The 17,392-nt window shown below is 69.6% G+C and carries 17 protein-coding genes; 12 read left to right on the forward strand and 5 right to left on the reverse strand.

The window, feature by feature from the left end; genetic code table 11:
- Nucleotides 1-74 precede the first annotated feature (74 nt).
- The 10 genes from VIM26_RS09790 to VIM26_RS09835 all read left to right on the forward strand — a co-directional run bounded on the left by VIM26_RS09790 (nt 75) and on the right by VIM26_RS09835 (nt 11,514).
- Nucleotides 75-824 (forward strand): sugar isomerase domain-containing protein, encoded by a 750-nt coding sequence (locus VIM26_RS09790; RefSeq protein WP_331950604.1) that lies wholly within the window; start codon nt 75-77, stop codon nt 822-824.
- Entirely contained in the window at nt 821-1,564 is a 744-nt protein-coding gene (locus VIM26_RS09795) for a sugar isomerase domain-containing protein (protein WP_331950606.1), read from the forward strand. Before VIM26_RS09790 ends, VIM26_RS09795 begins: the two co-directional genes overlap by 4 nt.
- A 102-nt stretch (nt 1,565-1,666) precedes the next feature.
- Nucleotides 1,667-2,869, forward strand: a complete 1,203-nt coding sequence (locus VIM26_RS09800) for a hypothetical protein (RefSeq protein WP_331950608.1) — start codon at nt 1,667-1,669, stop codon at nt 2,867-2,869.
- Between the two features lie 182 nt (nt 2,870-3,051).
- Nucleotides 3,052-4,107 carry a hypothetical protein gene (locus VIM26_RS09805; RefSeq protein ID WP_331950610.1) on the forward strand — a complete coding sequence of 352 codons (1,056 nt, stop codon included), beginning with the start codon at nt 3,052-3,054 and terminating at the stop codon, nt 4,105-4,107.
- 156 nt (nt 4,108-4,263) lie between these two features.
- Nucleotides 4,264-4,851, forward strand: coding sequence for an MFS transporter (locus VIM26_RS09810; RefSeq protein ID WP_331950612.1), 588 nt, complete (start codon nt 4,264-4,266; stop codon nt 4,849-4,851).
- A complete protein-coding gene (locus VIM26_RS09815; RefSeq protein WP_331950614.1) occupies nt 4,848-5,306 on the forward strand; it encodes a GGDEF domain-containing protein in 459 nt (152 codons plus the stop codon). The genes VIM26_RS09810 and VIM26_RS09815 overlap by 4 nt, the downstream gene beginning before the upstream one ends.
- Before the next feature lie 155 nt (nt 5,307-5,461).
- Nucleotides 5,462-7,480 (forward strand): glucose PTS transporter subunit IIA, encoded by a 2,019-nt coding sequence (locus tag VIM26_RS09820; RefSeq protein ID WP_331950616.1) that lies wholly within the window; start codon nt 5,462-5,464, stop codon nt 7,478-7,480.
- Between the two features lie 48 nt (nt 7,481-7,528).
- Nucleotides 7,529-8,365, forward strand: coding sequence for a PRD domain-containing protein (locus VIM26_RS09825; protein ID WP_331950618.1), 837 nt, complete (start codon nt 7,529-7,531; stop codon nt 8,363-8,365).
- Nucleotides 8,366-8,488: 123 nt separating this feature from the next.
- Nucleotides 8,489-10,042 carry an alkaline phosphatase PhoX gene (locus VIM26_RS09830; protein ID WP_331950620.1) on the forward strand — a complete coding sequence of 518 codons (1,554 nt, stop codon included), beginning with the start codon at nt 8,489-8,491 and terminating at the stop codon, nt 10,040-10,042.
- A gap of 542 nt (nt 10,043-10,584) precedes the next feature.
- Entirely contained in the window at nt 10,585-11,514 is a 930-nt protein-coding gene (locus VIM26_RS09835; RefSeq protein WP_331950622.1) for a sulfite exporter TauE/SafE family protein, read from the forward strand.
- A gap of 7 nt (nt 11,515-11,521) precedes the next feature.
- On the opposite strand, the gene VIM26_RS09840 is transcribed toward VIM26_RS09835, so the two are convergent.
- From VIM26_RS09840 to VIM26_RS09860, 5 genes are all read right to left on the reverse strand, one after another.
- Nucleotides 11,522-12,178 (reverse strand): SDR family NAD(P)-dependent oxidoreductase, encoded by a 657-nt coding sequence (locus VIM26_RS09840; RefSeq protein ID WP_414696469.1) that lies wholly within the window; start codon nt 12,176-12,178, stop codon nt 11,522-11,524.
- A gap of 3 nt (nt 12,179-12,181) precedes the next feature.
- The gene (locus VIM26_RS09845) at nt 12,182-12,541 is read right to left on the reverse strand and encodes a VOC family protein (protein WP_331950626.1); all 360 of its coding nucleotides are present in this window, start codon (nt 12,539-12,541) and stop codon (nt 12,182-12,184) included.
- A 254-nt stretch (nt 12,542-12,795) separates the two neighbouring features.
- A complete protein-coding gene (locus tag VIM26_RS09850; protein ID WP_331950628.1) occupies nt 12,796-13,113 on the reverse strand; it encodes a DF family (seleno)protein in 318 nt (105 codons plus the stop codon).
- 105 nt (nt 13,114-13,218) lie between these two features.
- Nucleotides 13,219-14,976, reverse strand: coding sequence for an FAD-dependent oxidoreductase (locus tag VIM26_RS09855; protein ID WP_331950630.1), 1,758 nt, complete (start codon nt 14,974-14,976; stop codon nt 13,219-13,221).
- Nucleotides 14,973-15,365, reverse strand: coding sequence for a rhodanese-like domain-containing protein (locus VIM26_RS09860; RefSeq protein ID WP_331950632.1), 393 nt, complete (start codon nt 15,363-15,365; stop codon nt 14,973-14,975). Before VIM26_RS09860 ends, VIM26_RS09855 begins: the two co-directional genes overlap by 4 nt.
- A 169-nt stretch (nt 15,366-15,534) precedes the next feature.
- Here VIM26_RS09860 and VIM26_RS09865 point away from each other — a divergent pair, with 169 nt between their 5' ends.
- Together VIM26_RS09865 and VIM26_RS09870 are read left to right on the forward strand one after the other, a co-directional pair.
- A complete protein-coding gene (locus VIM26_RS09865) occupies nt 15,535-16,026 on the forward strand; it encodes an FAD-dependent oxidoreductase (RefSeq protein ID WP_331950634.1) in 492 nt (163 codons plus the stop codon).
- A gap of 32 nt (nt 16,027-16,058) precedes the next feature.
- Entirely contained in the window at nt 16,059-17,348 is a 1,290-nt protein-coding gene (locus VIM26_RS09870; protein ID WP_331950636.1) for a DsrE/DsrF/DrsH-like family protein, read from the forward strand.
- Nucleotides 17,349-17,392 lie beyond the last annotated feature (44 nt).

Here is a 17,392-nt window from a genome sequence, read left to right on the forward strand (position 1 = left end):
GTCCCGGAGCTCATCACCCGGCGGTTCGTCGCCGCCGCCCGCCAGGCCCAGGTCCGGTCGCGCGCGGTGTCCGCGTGAGCGCCATCGCGGACTACTTCGCCGACGCGAGCGAGCGGCTCGCCGACCTCGAGCGGACTCAGCGCGGCGCCATCGACGCGGTCGCCGCGCTCGGCGCCGCCGCGATCATCGACAGTCGACCGATCCACATCTTCGACACCGGGCACCTGATCAGCCACGAGTTCATCGCGCGCACCGGGGGCCTCGCGGCGTACACCGCGCTCGGGTTCGGGGCGAGCGTCGACGCCGGGAACGAGTGGATCGCCGCGGAGCGCGGCCGGCTCGACGCGACGGGGGAGCGCTCGGCGCAGCTTCTCGTCGAGTGGCTCTTCGAGCAGGGCACGATCCTGCCCGGCGACCTCCTCGTCCTGAGCTCGGTGTCCGGGACGAACCTGCTCGTCGTCGAGCTGGCGATCACGGCCCGAGCCCGCGGGGTCCACGTCGTGGCCGTGACGGGCTCGGCCTTCTCCGGTGAGCTCGCCAGCAGCCACTCGTCGGGGCGGCGCCTGTTCGAGGTCGCCGACGTCGTGCTCGACAACTGTGTGCCCTACGGCGACGCGGCGCTCGCCATCGGCGGTCTTGACCTGCCGGTGGCCGCCTGGTCCGGGCTCGCCGGTGCCGCGCTGATGTGGGCGGTGACGGCGGGGATCATCGAGAAGTGCGTCGCGGTCGGGGTCGTGCCGTCGATCTACACCAGCTACAACCTCCCCGGCGGCGGGGAGACCTACGCCGCGACCCGGGCGCACTACCGGGAGACCGGGCAGTGAGAGGATGCGCCTACGCGCGCTATCTCGCCGTCGTGCAGGCCCAGCTCGCGTCCGCCGGATCCGAGAGCGTGGCGGCCGACGTGGCCGTGGCCGCGGAGCTGATCGTCGGGCGGATCGTGGCCGGGCGCGTCCTGTACGCGTTCGGCGCGAGCCACGCCGGACTGCTCGTGCAGGACCAGTTCTACCGGGCCGGGGGACTGGTCCCGATCTGGCCGATCCTGCCGGCGAGCCTGATGCTCAACGTCGAGCCGGTCACCGCGACCAGCACCCTCGAGCAGACCTCTGGGGCGGCCGCCGACATCCTCGTCGACGTCCCGCTCGGGGCCGGCGACCTGCTGCTGATCGTGTCCGTCTCGGGCCGCAACCCGGTCACCGTCGAGATGTGCACGCTCGCCCAGCAGCGTGGCGCGACGGTGATCGCCCTGACCAACGTGACCTACTCGTCCGCCGTCGAGGGCCGCGGCGGGCCCCGGTTGTTCGAGGTGGCCGACGTCGTCCTCGACCTGCCCGGCGTCGTCGGCGACGCGGCCGTCGTCCTGCGCAGCGACCTGCCTCCGGTCGGACCGACGTCGTCCGCCGTGGGTGCGGCGATGCTGCACGGGCTCATGGTCGAGGTCGGCGCCCGCCTCGCCGAGCGCGGCGCGACCCCACCCGTGTTCGCGAGCGCGAACCTCGACGACTCGGCGGCCTGGAACGCCGGCTGGATCGCCGCGTACCGCGACCGCGTCACCTACCTGTAGGCCACGGGCCCACCCGCCGCGACCTCCCGCTCAACGTGCACGGCGCGGCCACCCGCGTCGATTCGTCCGACCCCGAAGTGACTCAATGAGGAGCGCGCACCCATGCCTATCTCGTCTCGATTCCCCCGTTGGGCCGGTGCCGCGGTCGCGGTTGCCACCCTGGCCGGGACCCTCCTGCTGCCGACCGCCGCGGCGACCGCCGGCCCGGCCGAACATCGCGCTGGGCCCAGTGCCGTCGACGAGCAGATCGGCTTCATCCTGTCCAAACAGCTCGACAGCGGTGCGATCCTCAGCACAGGCACCCGGATCTCGCCGTACTTCGCGAACATCGCGGCACTGGGTCTCCTCGCCGCAGACACGCCGGCGGCCCGTGCCGGGACGCTCCGCTGGATGACCTGGAACCTCGCTCACCTCAACGCGGCGGGTCTCAACGTGCCCGCGAACAGCGTGTTCGACTACATCTACGACCCAGTCGCGCGGACCGAGACGCCCACGGGCGACTTCGACTCCGTCGACAGCTACGCCTCGACGGCCCTCAACGTCGCGTACGCGGCGCACTCGAGCACGGACCCTGCCCTGCGCTCCTTCGTCCGCAGGAACATCGGCGTCTACGAAGCCATCGCCGACCTCGTCATCACCCCGGCGCCCACCGGTGTGCTCGTCGAGACCGGTCCCGACGCCGGGCTGACCATCGCCAAGCCCAGCTACCCGATCGCCTTCACGATGGACAACACCGAGGTCTACGCCGGCCTCGTCGACCTCGCGAAGCTCGAGACGAGCCTCGGCCGGCACCCCGAGGCCGCGCTGTACGCGTCGCGGGCGGCCGCGACGAAGAGCGCCATGGGTGCAGAGCTCTGGAACGTCGCCAACGACAACTGGGACTGGGCGTACGCGAACCCGAGCAGCACCGACGTCTTCTACGCCCAGGGCACGGCGCAGCTCTGGCCGATCATCTTCGGCGTCGTCACGCCGAACGACCCCCGCGCGCGGGCTGGCTGGGCGCAGTTCGTCGCCTCGTTCCCCCGGTGGTTCGACGGGGCGCTGCCCGACTCCTACCCGTGGGTCGCCGTCGCCCGCGCCGCCCAGCTCATGGGTGAGCCCGCTCAGGCCGCCGCGTTCCTCGAGGGCGTCCACACGCGGTACGCCCCCGGCTTCGCCCTGCCGACAACGTGCGGTGCGGCCGTCTGCGGCCAGTGGTACGACGCCGAGGCGGGCTGGTTCCTCCTCGCGACGACCGCGAGTCTCGAGTCTTGCCGGATCCCGGGCGCACCCGTTCGCGCGCGCTCCGACGGGCGCTGCGCGTGACCGCCATGCGTTCGTCGAGCGCCCGCAACCGGCGTCGTCGGCCGCGGATCCTCGTTCCGCACGGAGCATCTACCCTGGCAACCAGCACAGGTCGGCGCCCGCCCTGGGTCCGCACGGCATTAACGCTCGCGGCCCTCACGGGATCGGTTCTTGTGCCCACCTCTGCGAACGGAGCACCGCCCGTGACCCCCGACCCGGCCGCAGTGCAGGCCAGCTGGATCACCGAACAGGTCGACTTCATCCTCTCCAAGCAGCTCGCCAGCGGCGCGATCCTCAGTACGGGCACCAAGATCACGCCCTACTTCGCCAACATCGCCGCGCTCGGCCTGCTCGCCGCCGACACCGCCCCGGCTCGTGCGGGGGTCCTTTCGTGGATGGGCTGGTATCTCGGTCACCGCAACGCGGCGGCCACGAACGTGCCTGCCCAGAGCGTCTTCGACTACGTCTACGACCCGATCACGGGCGCCGAGACGCCGACCAATGACTTCGACTCGGTGGACAGCTACGCCTCGACGACGCTCAACGTCGCCTTCCGGGCCTACGCGAGCGGGGACCCGCAGCTGCAGAGCTTCGTCCAGGCCAACATCGGGACGTACGAGGCCATCGCCAACCTCACGACCTACGGCGCGCCGACGGGGGTGCGGATCGAGTCCGGCCCGGAGGCCGGCCTGACGATCGCCAAGCCGACCTACGCGGTCGCGTACACGATGGACAACTCCGAGGTGTACTCCGGGCTCGCCGACTTCGCCGCGCTGGAGACCCTGCTCGGCCGTAGCGCGCAGGCGACGTACTACGACTCGTGGGCCGAGTCGACCCGGGCGGCGATCGTCGCGAAGCTCTGGAACCCGACGAACGACAACTGGGACGCGAGCGTCGGGAGCCCGAACAGCACGAGCGTGTTCTACGCACCCGGGGTCGCCCAGCTGTGGCCGATCATCTTCGGGGTGGTCGCGCCGAGCGACCCGAAGGCGGTGTCGGGGTGGGGCCAGTTCTCGGCGTCGTTCCCGTCGTGGTACGCCGGGGTGATCCCGGACTCCTACCCCTGGGTCTCGATCACGCGCGCTGCGGCGCTGATGGGCCAGACCGCACACGCGGAGAGCTACCTCGCCGACGTTCACGCGCGATTCGCGCCGACCTTCACACAGCCGACGTCGTGCGGCCAGGCGCCGTGCGGCCAGTGGTACGACGCCGAGGCGGGCTGGTTCCTCCTGGGAAGCCTGCCGAACAGGGATCTGTAGGCAGCAGCGGAACGATGTCCTGAATTTCTCCGCTGACCGCGGCCCTGCGCCTGGGCTGGCGGGCCGCGCTGCTGGTCTCGCTCGCGGCCCCTGTGCTCATCTGGTGGAACAACCGGCAGCTGGCGATCGTCGCGCCGCCGCCGTCCGCGCTGGCGCATGGTCGCCTTCCCCGGTGTGTTCTGGATTGTGGCCGCGATGTTGTTCTGCACGACGGCGGCGGAGTGGTGCATCACCGCGTGGGGTGCGACCTTCGTCGCGGACATGGTCGAGGTGTCGACCGACACGTCGATCGCGCTGATGGCCGGATACTTCGGCGGAGTGCTGGTGGGGCGCACGCTGGGCGGCCGGCTGGCGCGGCGGCACGATCCGGCGCGGCTGCTCGCGGTCGCGCTCGTGGTGACCGCCGTGGGGTTCGGGGTCCTGTGGCCGTCGACCACGCTCGCGCCGGCGCTGTTGGGCCTGCTGCTGCTCGGGATCGGGCTCGGCAACCTGTTCCCGATGGGGATGGCCGTGACTGTCGCGCTTGCACCCGAGACGGCAGCGCTGGCCAGCGGCCGAGCCGTGGCCGTGATCTCGCTCGCGATCCTGCTCGCGCCCTTCACCGTCGGTGCGCTGGCCGACGCGACGTCTCTGAAGACCGCGCTCGGAGTCGTGCCGGTCATGCTCGTGCTGGCGGCGGCAGCACTCGCGCTCGTCCGTCGATCGGCACGTCTGACGGAGCAACAGCTCGCACCGTCTTCGTGAGCACCGCCGCGTGGTCGTCCGCCTCGCGCAGCGACGTCAGTACTGCACCTGCGGTAGGGGCCGACCGCGCTGGGCGGACGCCCAGGCGCATCGCAAGTCGCCGCTACGGCGGTGAGGAGTTTCTGCTCGTCCTGCCTGGCATGGGGGAGGGGGCCGCTGTTGAGCGCGCCGAACTGTTGCGCGGTGCGATGGAGGACACCGTTGTGGGCTTCGGCGCGACCCAGATCTCGATCACTGCCTCGTTCGGCGTGGCGACATTTCCGCGCCAAGGGCGGACGAGCGATGAGCTGATCGCGGCGGCCGACGGTGCCCTCTATGTCGCCAAGGCGGACGGGCGCAACCGCGTCACCGTCTGCCTTGGACACAACGAGTCGGCATCGATGCCGGGTCCCGGAGCAGGGGCCAGATGTCCCCGGCCCCTCCCGGCCGCCGCCAGGAGCGGCAGCGCACAGTGACGGGTGACCGTTCCGATCGTGGTACCATTCGTCTCGAGCGAACGCTCACAAGGATTGTTACCCACGTTGGGGCAAGACCTGAGACGCACCTAGGTGCATCTCAGGTCTTTTTTTTGTGTTCTGCGTGATGTGGGTGCAAACGGGAAGGATCGACAATGTCGTCTACCACTCAACGAAGTACGGCTGAGGGGATCGTCGCCGAGATCGGCGGTCCGGGCAACATCGTGAGCCTCACGCACTGCGCGACGCGGCTTCGTTTCGAACTGAATGATTCCGGTCTGGTCGACCAGAAGGCCGTCGAGGCGATCCCCGGCGTCATGGGCGCGGTTCCGCAGTCGGGCGACCGTTTCCAGGTCGTCATCGGCGGCGCGGTCCAGAACACGTTCAACCAGATCATGAACCTGCCCGAGATGGCCAGCATCGGCAAGAGCGCACTCAGTGATGCCGACGTCAAGGCGGGCGCCCGCGGAAAGGCCCGCGGCAAGGTGGCCTGGGTCGACGGCTTCTTCGAGTACCTGTCGGACTCGTTCCGGCCGCTGCTGGGAGTGCTGCTGGGCGCCTCGCTGATCATCGCCTTCACCGCGGTCCTCGACGCGCTCCACATCGTCGACTTCCGCGCCACGGACAAGTCGGCGACCTGGATCTTCGTCGACGCCATGTGGCGCTCGGTGTTCTACTTCCTGCCGATCATGGTGGCCTACAACGCCGCCAAGAAGCTGAACATCGACCCGTGGGTCGGGGCAACCGTGATGGGTGCCATGATGACCCCGGAGTTCGTCAGCCTCTCCGACACCAAGCGGTTCGCGGACACGGTCTGCACGACGAACCCGGTCCTTGGCACGCAGTCCTGCGTGGCCCACATCTTCGGCCTGCCGATGCAGCTCAACGGCTACGGCGGCCAGGTGTTCGTCCCGCTGATCATGGTCGCGGTACTTGCGCTGGTCTACAAGGGCCTGAAGAAGATCTTCCCCGAGAACATCCAGATGGTCTTCGTGCCGTTCTTCTCCATGACCATCATGATTCCGGCGACCGCCTTCCTGATCGGCCCGATGGGCATCTGGCTGGGCAACGGGCTGGGTACGGGGATGGCGTGGATGAATGGCCACGCCCCCATCCTGTTCGCCATCATCATCCCGCTGATCTACCCGTTCCTGGTTCCGCTGGGCCTGCACTGGCCGCTGAACGCGCTCATGCTCATCAACATCCAGACCCTCGGCTACGACTTCATCCAGGGCCCGATGGGTGCATGGAACTTCGCGTGCTTCGGTGCGACCGCCGGGGTCCTGTTCATCTCCATGCGTGACAAGGAAACCGAGATGCGCGGCACCGCCACCGGCGCGCTGCTCGCCGGCTTGCTGGGCGGCATCTCCGAGCCCTCCCTGTACGGAATCCACCTGCGCTTCAAGCGGATCTACCCGCGCATGCTGGTGGGCTGCCTGGTCGGTGGCCTGATCACGGGCATCTTCGGCGGGGTCAAGACCTCGGCGTTCGCCTTCACGTCCCTGCTGACCATCCCCGTCTTCTCCCCGATGCCCCTGTACGCGATCTCCATCGCGGCGGCGTTCGTGACCGCCATGGTCCTGGTCATCATCTCCGACTACCGCACGCCGGAGCAGAAGGCGGAGTCCCTCGCGAACCGCAAGCAGGCCGAGTCCGACCTTGCCCTCGAGGTCGCCCAGGCGGGCATGCCCAAGGATGTTCCGACCGCCGCCAGCACGCCCACCGCGGTGATCGCTGCTCCGGTCGCGGGTCACGTGGTGTCCCTGGACGAGGTGGAGGACAAGGTGTTCGCGTCGCGGGCACTCGGCGAGGGGGTTGGCATCCAGCCGACCGACGGTCGGGTGGTCTCGCCCGTGGCCGGCCTGCTGGTCACCGTTCCGGCGAGCGGGCATGCGTTCGGGATCAAGACCGACGACCGGGTCGAGGTGCTGGTGCACATCGGCATCGACACCGTCCGACTCCAGGGGAAGTGCTTCGAGGTGGCCGTCAAGAAGGGCCAACGGGTCGCGATCGGTGACCTGCTGGCGACGGTGGATCTCGAGGGCATCCGGGAGGCGGGCTACGATCCGACCACCGTCGTCGTCGTCATCAACAGCAAGACGCTGTCGTCGGTCACTCCCAAGACGGGCAGCAACGTCATCCCTGGCGACCCGATCATTGATGTGACCCCCTGAAGGGAGCGGTCGTGATCGCTTCCTCGAGCGATGCGACACTGGCCTGACATGAAGGTTGCGCGCGTCTTCAACAACAACGTCGTCCTTGCCTTGGACGACGCCGGACGCGAGGTCATCCTGACCGGCCGTGGCCTGGGTTTCCAGGCCCGGCCGGGTCAGGCCGTCGATCCGGCTCAGATCGTTCGAACCTTCGTGCCCACCGACGGGCGCGACTCCGATCATCTGGCCCAGCTGCTGGCGGGCATCCCCCCGGAGCACATCCAGCTGGTCGGCTCGGCTCTGGCCGAGGTCGGGTTGGACACTCTCGGCCGAAATCCGGCGCTGATCATCGCCCTGGCCGACCACGTCAGCTTCGCCCTGCGGCGCATCGCGGTGGGAATGGAGCTGGAGTACCCGCTCCTCGCCGAGGTGCAGAACCTCTACGCGGAGGAGTACGCCAAGGCCGCCGCCCTGCTGGCCGCCATCAACGCCCGTAGCGAGACCCAGCTGCCCGGCGCCGAGGCGGTCGGGCTGGCGTTGCACCTGGTGAATGCCGGCTTCGCCACCGGGGACCTCTCCTACACCTACACGATGACCGGCGCGATCCAGCAGATGGTCACCGTCATCCAACAGACCTTCAGCCTGGACCTCGACGCGGGGAGCGTGAGCGTCGGGCGGTTCATCACGCATCTGCGGTACCTGTTCGTCCGGATCCACCAGCACAAGCAGCTCGACCAGAAGCTCTCACCCATCGGCGCCGTCATCCGCGAGACGTACCCGCACGAGGTCGAATGCGCGCTGCGATTGGCGGACCTCCTCGAGCTGCGCCTCGGTTCGACCCTCACCGACGACGAGGTCTCCTACTTGGCTCTGCACGTCGCCCGAGTGGCCGCCGACCAGGCCTGATCAGCCTCGAACAGTTCGGACAAAGTTCACTATCTCGACCCCGAACGGAAACCCGCGCGCGCGCCGGTGGGCGTTGTCTCGTGAGGTCAGGGCGGTCGGCTCTGCTCTCGGAAGGCAAAGCGCATGAATTCACGGTACAAAGCGGGCCTGATCGGTAGCGCGGCGGTCGCCGCCGTTGCTGCACTGGCCGTGGGACCCCTCACCGCGACGGCGAGCACCAACGGACCATCCGACCAGGTCGACACCGCCAACCCGCGCAGCGGCGTTCAGAACAACGTGCTGAGCGCAGGGCTGACGCAGACCTCCGTGGCCTGGGGATCGCTGCCGATCGCGAACCCGGACACGCTCAACGGCGTGACGCACTACGGCTACAACACCGGCAATGGCGGACCGCTGACCCAGGACCCGCATGAGAGCTTCAAGACCGAGCCCGACAAGAACGTCTACCTCGTCCTCGGCGGTCATCACTACCTCTTCCAGGGGCACGAGACGGGCCCCCGGGGCTATGTGACGCGCATCGACCTCGACCAAGCGGACCCGGCGAAGCGCGTCTCCCTCGTCGCCGACGCCGATGCCGATGGCAAGGCGCTGCCGACGTTCGACGGAATCACCTGGGATCCCTTCAGCCAGCAGCTGCTGCTCACCGCCGAGTCCACGGCGCCCAAGGGCGGCGCCTGGGCGGTTCACCTGAACGCCGACGGCAACCCGTCGACCGGACGAGCGGTCGGCCTGCCGGCGCTCGGCTCCGGCGGCTTCGAGGGCGTGCAGAACGACGCCGACGGTAACGTCTGGCTGGTCGAGGACATCGGGGGCGCAACCGTCGCCGGCACCAACGGCAAGGTTCCGCACAGCTACGTCTACCGGTTCACGCCGACGGACAAGACCGACCTGACCAAGGGCGGCTCGCTCAAGGCCCTGCAGGTCGCTCGCCCGGATGGGACGGCTGTCACGGCGAGCCAGCTGTCAGCCAACCCGTCCGACCCCGTGATCACCGCGCTGCACACCTACGGCACGACCCTCAAGACGGCGTGGGTGAGCGTGCACGAGGGCGCCGGCACGTTCGACGCGACCGCCTCCGCCGCGGCGGCGGACGCGACTCCGGTCAAGCGTCCGGAGAACGGCGTGTTCCGTCCCGGCACCCACTTCGGGGAGTTCTACTTCAGCGAGACCGGGGACACCAACGCCAACTCGACCCTGCCCGGTGCGTTCGGGGCGATCTTCCGCATCGCGCAGAAGTCACCGAGTGCAAGCACCGGGAAGCTTTCCCCGGTCTGGATCGGCGACGTGGCCCACACCGGCATGGACAACGTGGCATTCGCGGGCCCGGACCGGCTCCTGGTGGTCGAGGACGCGGGCGACGCGCTGCACACCCAGCGCAACGCGCTTGACTCGGGCTACTCCGTCGACCTGAGCGGCAGTCGTGAGATCGCCCCGCAGGTAACCCGGTGGCTGGCCGAAGGGCGGGACGCGTCGGCGCTCTACGACGCGACGACGAACCCGGGCTACAACGACGGCGACAACGAGATCACGGGCATCCACGTGTCCGACGGCGACCCGTCCGTCGAAGGCATCCTCGGCGCGAAGGCGCCGGTCCTGTCCGACCCCTCGTGGCGGACGTTCTGGACCCAGCAGCACGGCGACAACGTGACCTGGGAAGTCAAGCCCGCCGGGCGCTGACGAGGCAGCCCGCGAGTTGGACCGGGATCGAGTCCGAGCGACGCGACCGGGCGCCCCGACTGAGCTCGGGGCGTCCGGCACCCCACCACGCAGCCGATTCCCGAGGACCACGGTCCCCAGGGACCGGCCGGTGCGGGCTGCCCCGCCGGGCAAGCCTCCATATGCCAGGCGCGGGTGACGGTGGGGTGGGGTCGTCGTCATGGGAGGGGATCGAATCCCGCTCGGGCGAACGAGGGGGCGAACATCGTTCACCATCCGAGACCAGAGGTTCTCAGTTTTGACGTGGCGCGAGCCGCGTGATGCGCTGCGTGGCGTCTCGCGACCTTGTCGACGCGCGCGTACGTGCGCTGTCGACTTTCTCGGCGGCCTACGGAAGAGAGCAGCTGATGACCGACACCCGCGTCACCCGGCTGCTTCGGCGCGCGGACTCCTGCGCCCCCGCCGTCGCGATGGGATCGTGTCCGGCCTGCTGTCAGCATTCCTGACGTTTTCGCCGGCTCGCACCGGTAGCAGGTGCACACACATCCTTTTGGAGTTTCGACATGAGAACGCTCGTCCTGATCGCGGTGGTGGGATTCGTGGCCCAGTTGGTCGACGGCAGCCTGGGCATGGCCTACGGCGTGACCACCACCACCTTGCTGCTGGCCATCGGAACCAATCCGGCGGCGGCATCCGCAACGGTCCACTTCGCCGAGATCGGCACCACGCTCGTCTCCGGCTTCTCGCACTGGAAGTTCGGCAACGTGGACTGGAAGGTCGTGCTCCGGATCGGCGTCCCGGGCGCGATCGGCGCCTTCGTCGGGGCGACAGTGCTCGCCAACCTCTCGACCGAGATCGCCGCCCCAGCGATGGCGATCATCCTGCTCGTTCTTGGGCTCTACATCCTCGTGCGGTTCACGACCTTCGGGCTTCCGCGCGGCAACCTTGGCAAGCCGTTGTACAAGCGTTTCCTCGTTCCGCTCGGGCTGTTCGCCGGCTTCATCGACGCGACCGGCGGCGGCGGCTGGGGGCCTGTCGGGACGCCCGCGATTCTCGCGAGCGGGCGGCTCGAGCCACGGAAGGTGATCGGATCCATCGACACCAGCGAGTTCCTCGTGGCCCTCGCCGCAAGCTTCGGCTTCCTGTTCAGCCTGGGCTCTCAGGGAGTCAACTGGTCCTGGGCGCTGGCGATTCTCGCCGGCGGGATTCTTGCCGCCCCCGTCGCCGCGTGGCTGGTTCGCCACGTGCCGCCCCGCCTGCTCGGCTCGCTCGTCGGCGGGATGATCGTCTTGACGAACACCAGCAGCCTGCTGCAGAGCGACTGGATCGATGCCTCAGCGGCGACCCAGGGCCTGTACTACGCAGCGATCGTGCTCGTCTGGGGCCTGGCGATCAGCTATTCGGTGCGCGAGTTCCGCAAGGATCGGGCGAACGAGTCGGCCGAGGCGGTGGCCGCCGTCGCCCGTGCTGGCGCGGAGGTGCGGACGAACTAGGTATCGGTCAGCGGGGCCCGCCGCGAATCGACTCCGATCCATTGCGCCGCCGGCACGCGAGGGGGACCTCGGCGGGCCGACGGCGCTTCGGCGTAGCCGCTCTGGCGATCGCGGCGCTCAGCTCAGGGTAGAGCGCCTCGACCGGGCCGCTGAGGGCCGCCTTGACCTGCGCGGTCAGCTCGTCGGCGATGACCTCGAACTGGCCGGCCTCGACGGCGTCGTAGACCGCTGTCACCAGATCGGCCGGCGCCATCTTGGGTGCGTTCGCGTCGGCGTGCGCGGCCATGCGGGTGTCGACGTAGCCCATGTGCACACCAGTCACGTGGACGCCCTTGGGCGCGAGCTCGCTGCGCAGCGAGTTGGTCGCCGGCCACAGCGCGGCCTTGGATGCGCTGTAGGTGCCGCCGAAGGCGTACCAGCTCGCGACCGAGTGCACGTCGATGAGGATGGAGTCCGGGGCGGCGGCGAGGATCGGAGCGAAGGCGCGCGCGAGGAACACGGGTGCGAAGAAGTTCGTCTCCATGTTCGCGCGGATGTCCGCGTCGGTCACGTTCAGCAGGCTCCCGCTCGGCGGGTTCGCGCCGGCGTTGTTGATGAGCACGGTGACATCCGGCGCCGCGGCGAGTGCACCCGTGGGTTGGCGGGACCTGCGTGACGCGCGGATTGCTCAGGGGCGGATGGCGCTGCCGAACCGGACCTGGTTGCCGTCCGGGTCGGTGAGGATGAATTCGCGCAGCCCGTGGTCCTGGTCCTGCACCGGGCCGAGGCCGGTCGTGTGCGCAGCTTTCAGCCGCTTCCAGAGCGCCGCGGCGTCCTGGACGTGGATGAACGCGAGCGCTGGGCTCGTCCCCGCCGCGCGAGGGGGCTGTTCGATCGGACCGTGGGTGAAGTGGATCTCGACGTCGTCGGCGGTGGTGACGAGATAGCCGGTGTGGCGTTCGACGACGTTGAAGCCGACCGGACCCCAGAAGGCGACAGTGCCGTCGAGATCACTGCTGGTCAGGATCGGTATTGCCGACCTCATCATGTGGTCACGAGGTCGTCCGCGACTCCGGCGGAACCGAGCCATCTTGAGCAGAGCGCGGGGGTTCCACAGCACGTTCGGCATGCGGGAGGCGCGGCGGGCTGCCCAACGTGCGCAGCCGGCGCAGATGTAGACGCCGGGAGTCAAGCCGAGTTCGGTGAGTCGGCCGACGGGTAGCGTACGCCCGCAGCATCCGCATTCGCGGTGAGACTTTGCTCTGTCGCCCAGGCTGTTGGTCGTGGTCATGTCAGATCCGGCTATTCCTGTGGGGGCAGACCGCGAAGGGCTGCGCTGAGCGCGTCGAGCGTCGGTGCGTCGCTGAAACCGCTTGGACCGGCGTACAGCCGGCACGCCATGGCCGCGATGGGCGCCGCGCCGGGAAACAGGTCCTTGCCGTCGACCAGAAGCGTTGGTGACCCCGCGAAACGCAATGCCACGGCGTCTTCGGGTGAACTCACTTCGACCAGTTCGACCACGACGGCGGCGTGCCCGGTGGCGTCTAGCGCGTGGCGCATCCGCTCGGCGGCAGCATGCCAGCTCGGACACCCGTCGAAGTACACGACCTGCACCTTCACCCGTCGATCCTTTCACTCGGCAGCCGCCGCGGCTATCGCCGTCGCACTGTGATCACGTGGCTGGATCTCGCAATTCCACCTGACCGACGTCGTCCGCGGCTCGGGTCAGAGAGTCGGGTGGACCGACTGGAGGGTGAGCCATCCGCCGGAGAGGTTTCGAGCGTCGATGCCCTCGCCGAGCAGCACGCGCGTCGCAAGGTAGGAGCGCACTCCGCTGGCGCAGTGCACGCTGACCTCGCGCCGGCCCGCAGCCTCGCGCACCTCGCCGAGTCGTTCGCGCAGCTCGAGGTGCGGGATGTTCAGAGCGCCCTCGAGATGGCCTCCGGCGTACTCGGAGCGTGAGCGCACGTCGAGAATGAGGGTCGTGGCCATGACTTTGTCCAGGTCTTCGGCCTGCCACTGCGGCATCGTCCCGTCCAGGACGTTCTGGGCAACGAACCCGAGCATGTTCACCGGGTCCTTGGCCGAGCCGTACGGCGGGGCGTAGGCGAGCTCGAGCTCGGCGAGGTCGTCGGCGGTCAGGCCGGCGCGGATCGCCGTGGCCAGGACGTCGATGCGCTTGTCCACCCCCGCGCGGCCCACGCCCTGGGCGCCGAGCAGGGTGCCGTCGGGGGCGAAGCTCGCCACCAGGTGCATCGGCTCGGAGCCGGGGTAGTACCCGGCGTGGTGGCCGGGGTGGATGTGCACGACCTCGTGCGCGATGCCCGCGCGGCGCAGGGTGGCCTGGTTCGCGCCGGTGGTCGCGGCGGTGAGGTCGAAGACCCGCACGATCGCGGTGCCCAGCACGGGCGCCTGCGGGGTGGTGCGGTGGCCGCAGATCGAGTCCGCGGCTCGGCGTCCCTGCCTGTTGGCCGGGCCCGCCAGCGGCACGGGGCTGGTCGTGCCGGTGACGGCGTGGGTCACCTCGACCGCGTCGCCGACGGCCCAGATCCGCCAGTCGGAGGTGCGCTGGTCGCCGTCCACCCGGATCGCGCCGGTCGGTCCCAGGTCCAGGCCCGCCTCCCGCGCCAGGGTGCCGGCGGGGCGGACCCCGACGTTGACGATGACGAGGTCTGCGGGCAGGACAGTGTCGTCGGACAGCGTGACGCTCACCGCGCCGGTGGAGCTCGTCTCGCTCGACTCCTCGACCGCGTCGACGTGCGGGACGGGAGCGATGGCCTGCGCGGACACGCCCAGGTGCAGGTCGACGCCGTGCGCGGCGAGCTCGGCCGCGAGCAGCGGGGCGAGCTCCGCATCGATGGGCGGCAGGACCTGCTCGGCGAGCTCGACGAGGTGGACCTGCAGGCCGCGGGCGGTCAGTGCCTCGACCGCTTCGAGTCCGATGAACCCGGCCCCGACGACGACGGCGCGGGGGGCGGGAGAGCGCGACGTGAGGTCGCCGAGCAGGCCGTCGATGGTGCTGCGCAGGGCGTCGACGTCGGGCACGGTGCGCAGGGCGTGCACGGCGGGGTGGTCCAGACCGCTGATCGGAGGGCGCACCGGGATCGCGCCGGGCGCGAGTACCAGCGCGTCGTACGGCAGGCGGTAGCCGCCGTCCTCGGTCTGGACGGCCACCTCCTGCGCGCCGCGGTCGATGGCGGTGACCCGGTGCCCGGTGCGCACGTCGAGGTTCAGCGAGGCGGCCAGCGATGCGGGGGTGTGCAGCAGCAGGGAGTCACGGCGGGGGATCTCCCCGGACAGGTGATAGGGCAGGCCGCAGTTCGCGAACGAGACGTAGTCGCCCTGCTCGAGCACCACGATCTCGGCGTGCTCATTGAGCCGGCGGGCCCGGGCGGCGGCGCTCATGCCCCCCGCGACACCTCCGACGATCACGATCTTCAACCGGGCACCCGAGGGAAGGGCGGACGTGAGGTTGGTGCTCATCGCCGGACCTCCCCGCCGGCACGCTGCCAGGCCGGCATCCCGCCGGACAGGCTGGCCGCGTCGAAGCCGAGCCCGCGCAGGTGCTTGGCGGCGGTGCGCGAGCGCACCCCGCTCGCGCACACCACCACGACCGGGCGACCGGAGTGCAGTCGTCTGGGCGCCTGGTCGATCTGCCCCAGCGGGACGTGGATCGCATGCGGGGCATGCCCGGACTTCCACTCGCCCTTCTCCCGCACGTCGAGCAGCGTCGCGCCGTCCGCGATCAGATCGAGTGCGCGTGCTGCATCGACCTTCGAGCCGAGGCGGCCGTCGTCGGGCGTGGATCCGAAGAGCCCTCGGAGGTGCTCGAAGAAGGTGGGGGCGTCGCTCGGCGTGGGTGAGGTGGTCACGGTGTGCTCCATTCGTCGAGACAAAGATACCGTAGGGGGTATCCGGGAGGACGTCATGAAGCATGACAGACGTATACCCCCTGGGGTACGCGACCAACGTCCCGTCTGGCGGTGTGGCGGCGGCCTAGCGTGGAAATCAGCAGCCCTCAAGGATCGGATCCCCACCCTGATGAAGATCGTCGTCGGCGGAGTAGCAGCCGGAATGTCCATCGCGGCGCGTGCGCGCCGGCTGGACGAGTTCGCCCAGATCGTCGTGTTCGAGCGCGGGCACCACGTGTCGTTCGCGAACTGCGGCCTGCCTTACCACATCGGTGAGGTGATCACGGAGCGCAGCCGGCTCCTGCTGCAGTCGCCGCAGTCGCTGAGCGAGTCCCTCGACCTCGATGTGCGCACCGGCATTGAGGTGCTCAGCATCGACCGCGTAGCGAAGACGGTTCGGGTGCGCGATGTCGACACCGGTGCGGAGTACGACGAGCCCTACGACAAGCTCGCACTCGCCCCGGGAGCGGTGCCCGTCCGGCCGAACCTGCCCGGCATCGACCTGCCAGCGATCCACGTGCTGCGCCGGATCGGCGACATGGACGTCATCAAGGCCGCCGTGGACGGCGGTGGAGGTAGGGACCGCGAAGGCGGGATCGGCCACGCCGTCGCGCACAGATAGCCGGGTTCGACGGCGTCGACAAGCGCCTGGACGTGCTGGCCGCCGCGCTGCGGGCGGGGATGACCGTGTACGACCTGGAGACTCTTGAGCTGTCCTACGCGCCACCGTTCGGCTCGGCGAAGGACCCGGTGAACATGGTCGGCTTCGTGGCTGCCAACACCCTGCGGGGGGACCTCGCGCTGTGGCAGGCCGCCGACTACCCCGAGGCGACCGACGGCGCCCGGATCATCGACGTCCGCGGCGAGGACGAGTTCGAGATCTGGCACCTGCCCGGCGCCGAGAACGTGCCGCTGAAGGACCTGCGCCGCCGCCAGGAGGGCTGGGACCGCGCCACCCCGATCCGGCTCTACTGCGCGGTCGGTTTCCGCAGCTACCTTGCCTACCGCTCACTGGTTCAGCGAGGCTTCCTCGACGTCAAGACCCTCTCCGGGGGGATGCGGACCTTCCGCGCGTTCCACGACGTCACGCCGAGCGCGATCGACGAGCCGCTCCCCGTCACGTCCTACGCCGAGCACGCCGGCCCGCCGTCGGCCGAGACGGCCACCGCGCTCGACTCCACCGGGGTCTTCGTCGATCTGGACTGCACCGGGCTGGCGTGCCCGGGACCGATCATGAAGCTGCAGGAGCGCATCGCCACCCTCGCACCGGGTGACGAGATCCTGGCGCACGTCTCGGACGCCGGGTTCCGGCTGGACGCACCCGCGTGGGCGGCGAAGAACGGCCACACCATCCTCGTGCTGACCCCCGAGGGACCCGGCTACGTCGCGCGCTTCCGCAAGGGCCACCCGGCCGGCGCCGCGAAGGCTGCGCTCAGCGGACCGGCCGCGTTCACCGGACCAGCCGCGCGCATCAAGGACAAAAAGTCGTTCGTCGTGTTCTCCGGCGACCTCGACAAGGTCCTCGCCGCGTTCATCATGGCCAACGGCGCCCTCGCGATGGGCGACGAGGTGTCGATGTTCTTCACCTTCTGGGGCCTGAATTCGCTGCGCCGCCAAGACCCGCCCGCGCGAGAGAAGTCAGCGGTGATGCGCATGTTCGGCGCCGCGCTGCCCTCGGGGGCCAACGACCTCAAGCTGTCCACGCTGAACATGCTCGGGGGTGGCACCGCCATGATGAAGAAGATCATGAAGCAGCACAACGTCGCCTCCCTCCCCGAGCTCATCGCGTCCGCGCAGACCGCGGGCGTCCGGCTCGTCGGCTGCACCATGACCATGGACCTGCTCGGCATCGCGCAAGAGGACCTCATCGACGGCGTCGAGCTCGGCGGCGTTGCCACCTTCCTTGGCGATGCCAGCGAGTCCAACGGTGGCTTCTTCATCTGACGGGGAAGGTGGCACGCTCGCCGCTCGCCGCTCGCCGCTCGCCG

The sequence above is a fragment of the Pengzhenrongella sp. genome, assembly GCF_036565025.1.
Taxonomy (GTDB): Bacteria; Actinomycetota; Actinomycetes; order Actinomycetales; family Cellulomonadaceae; genus Pengzhenrongella.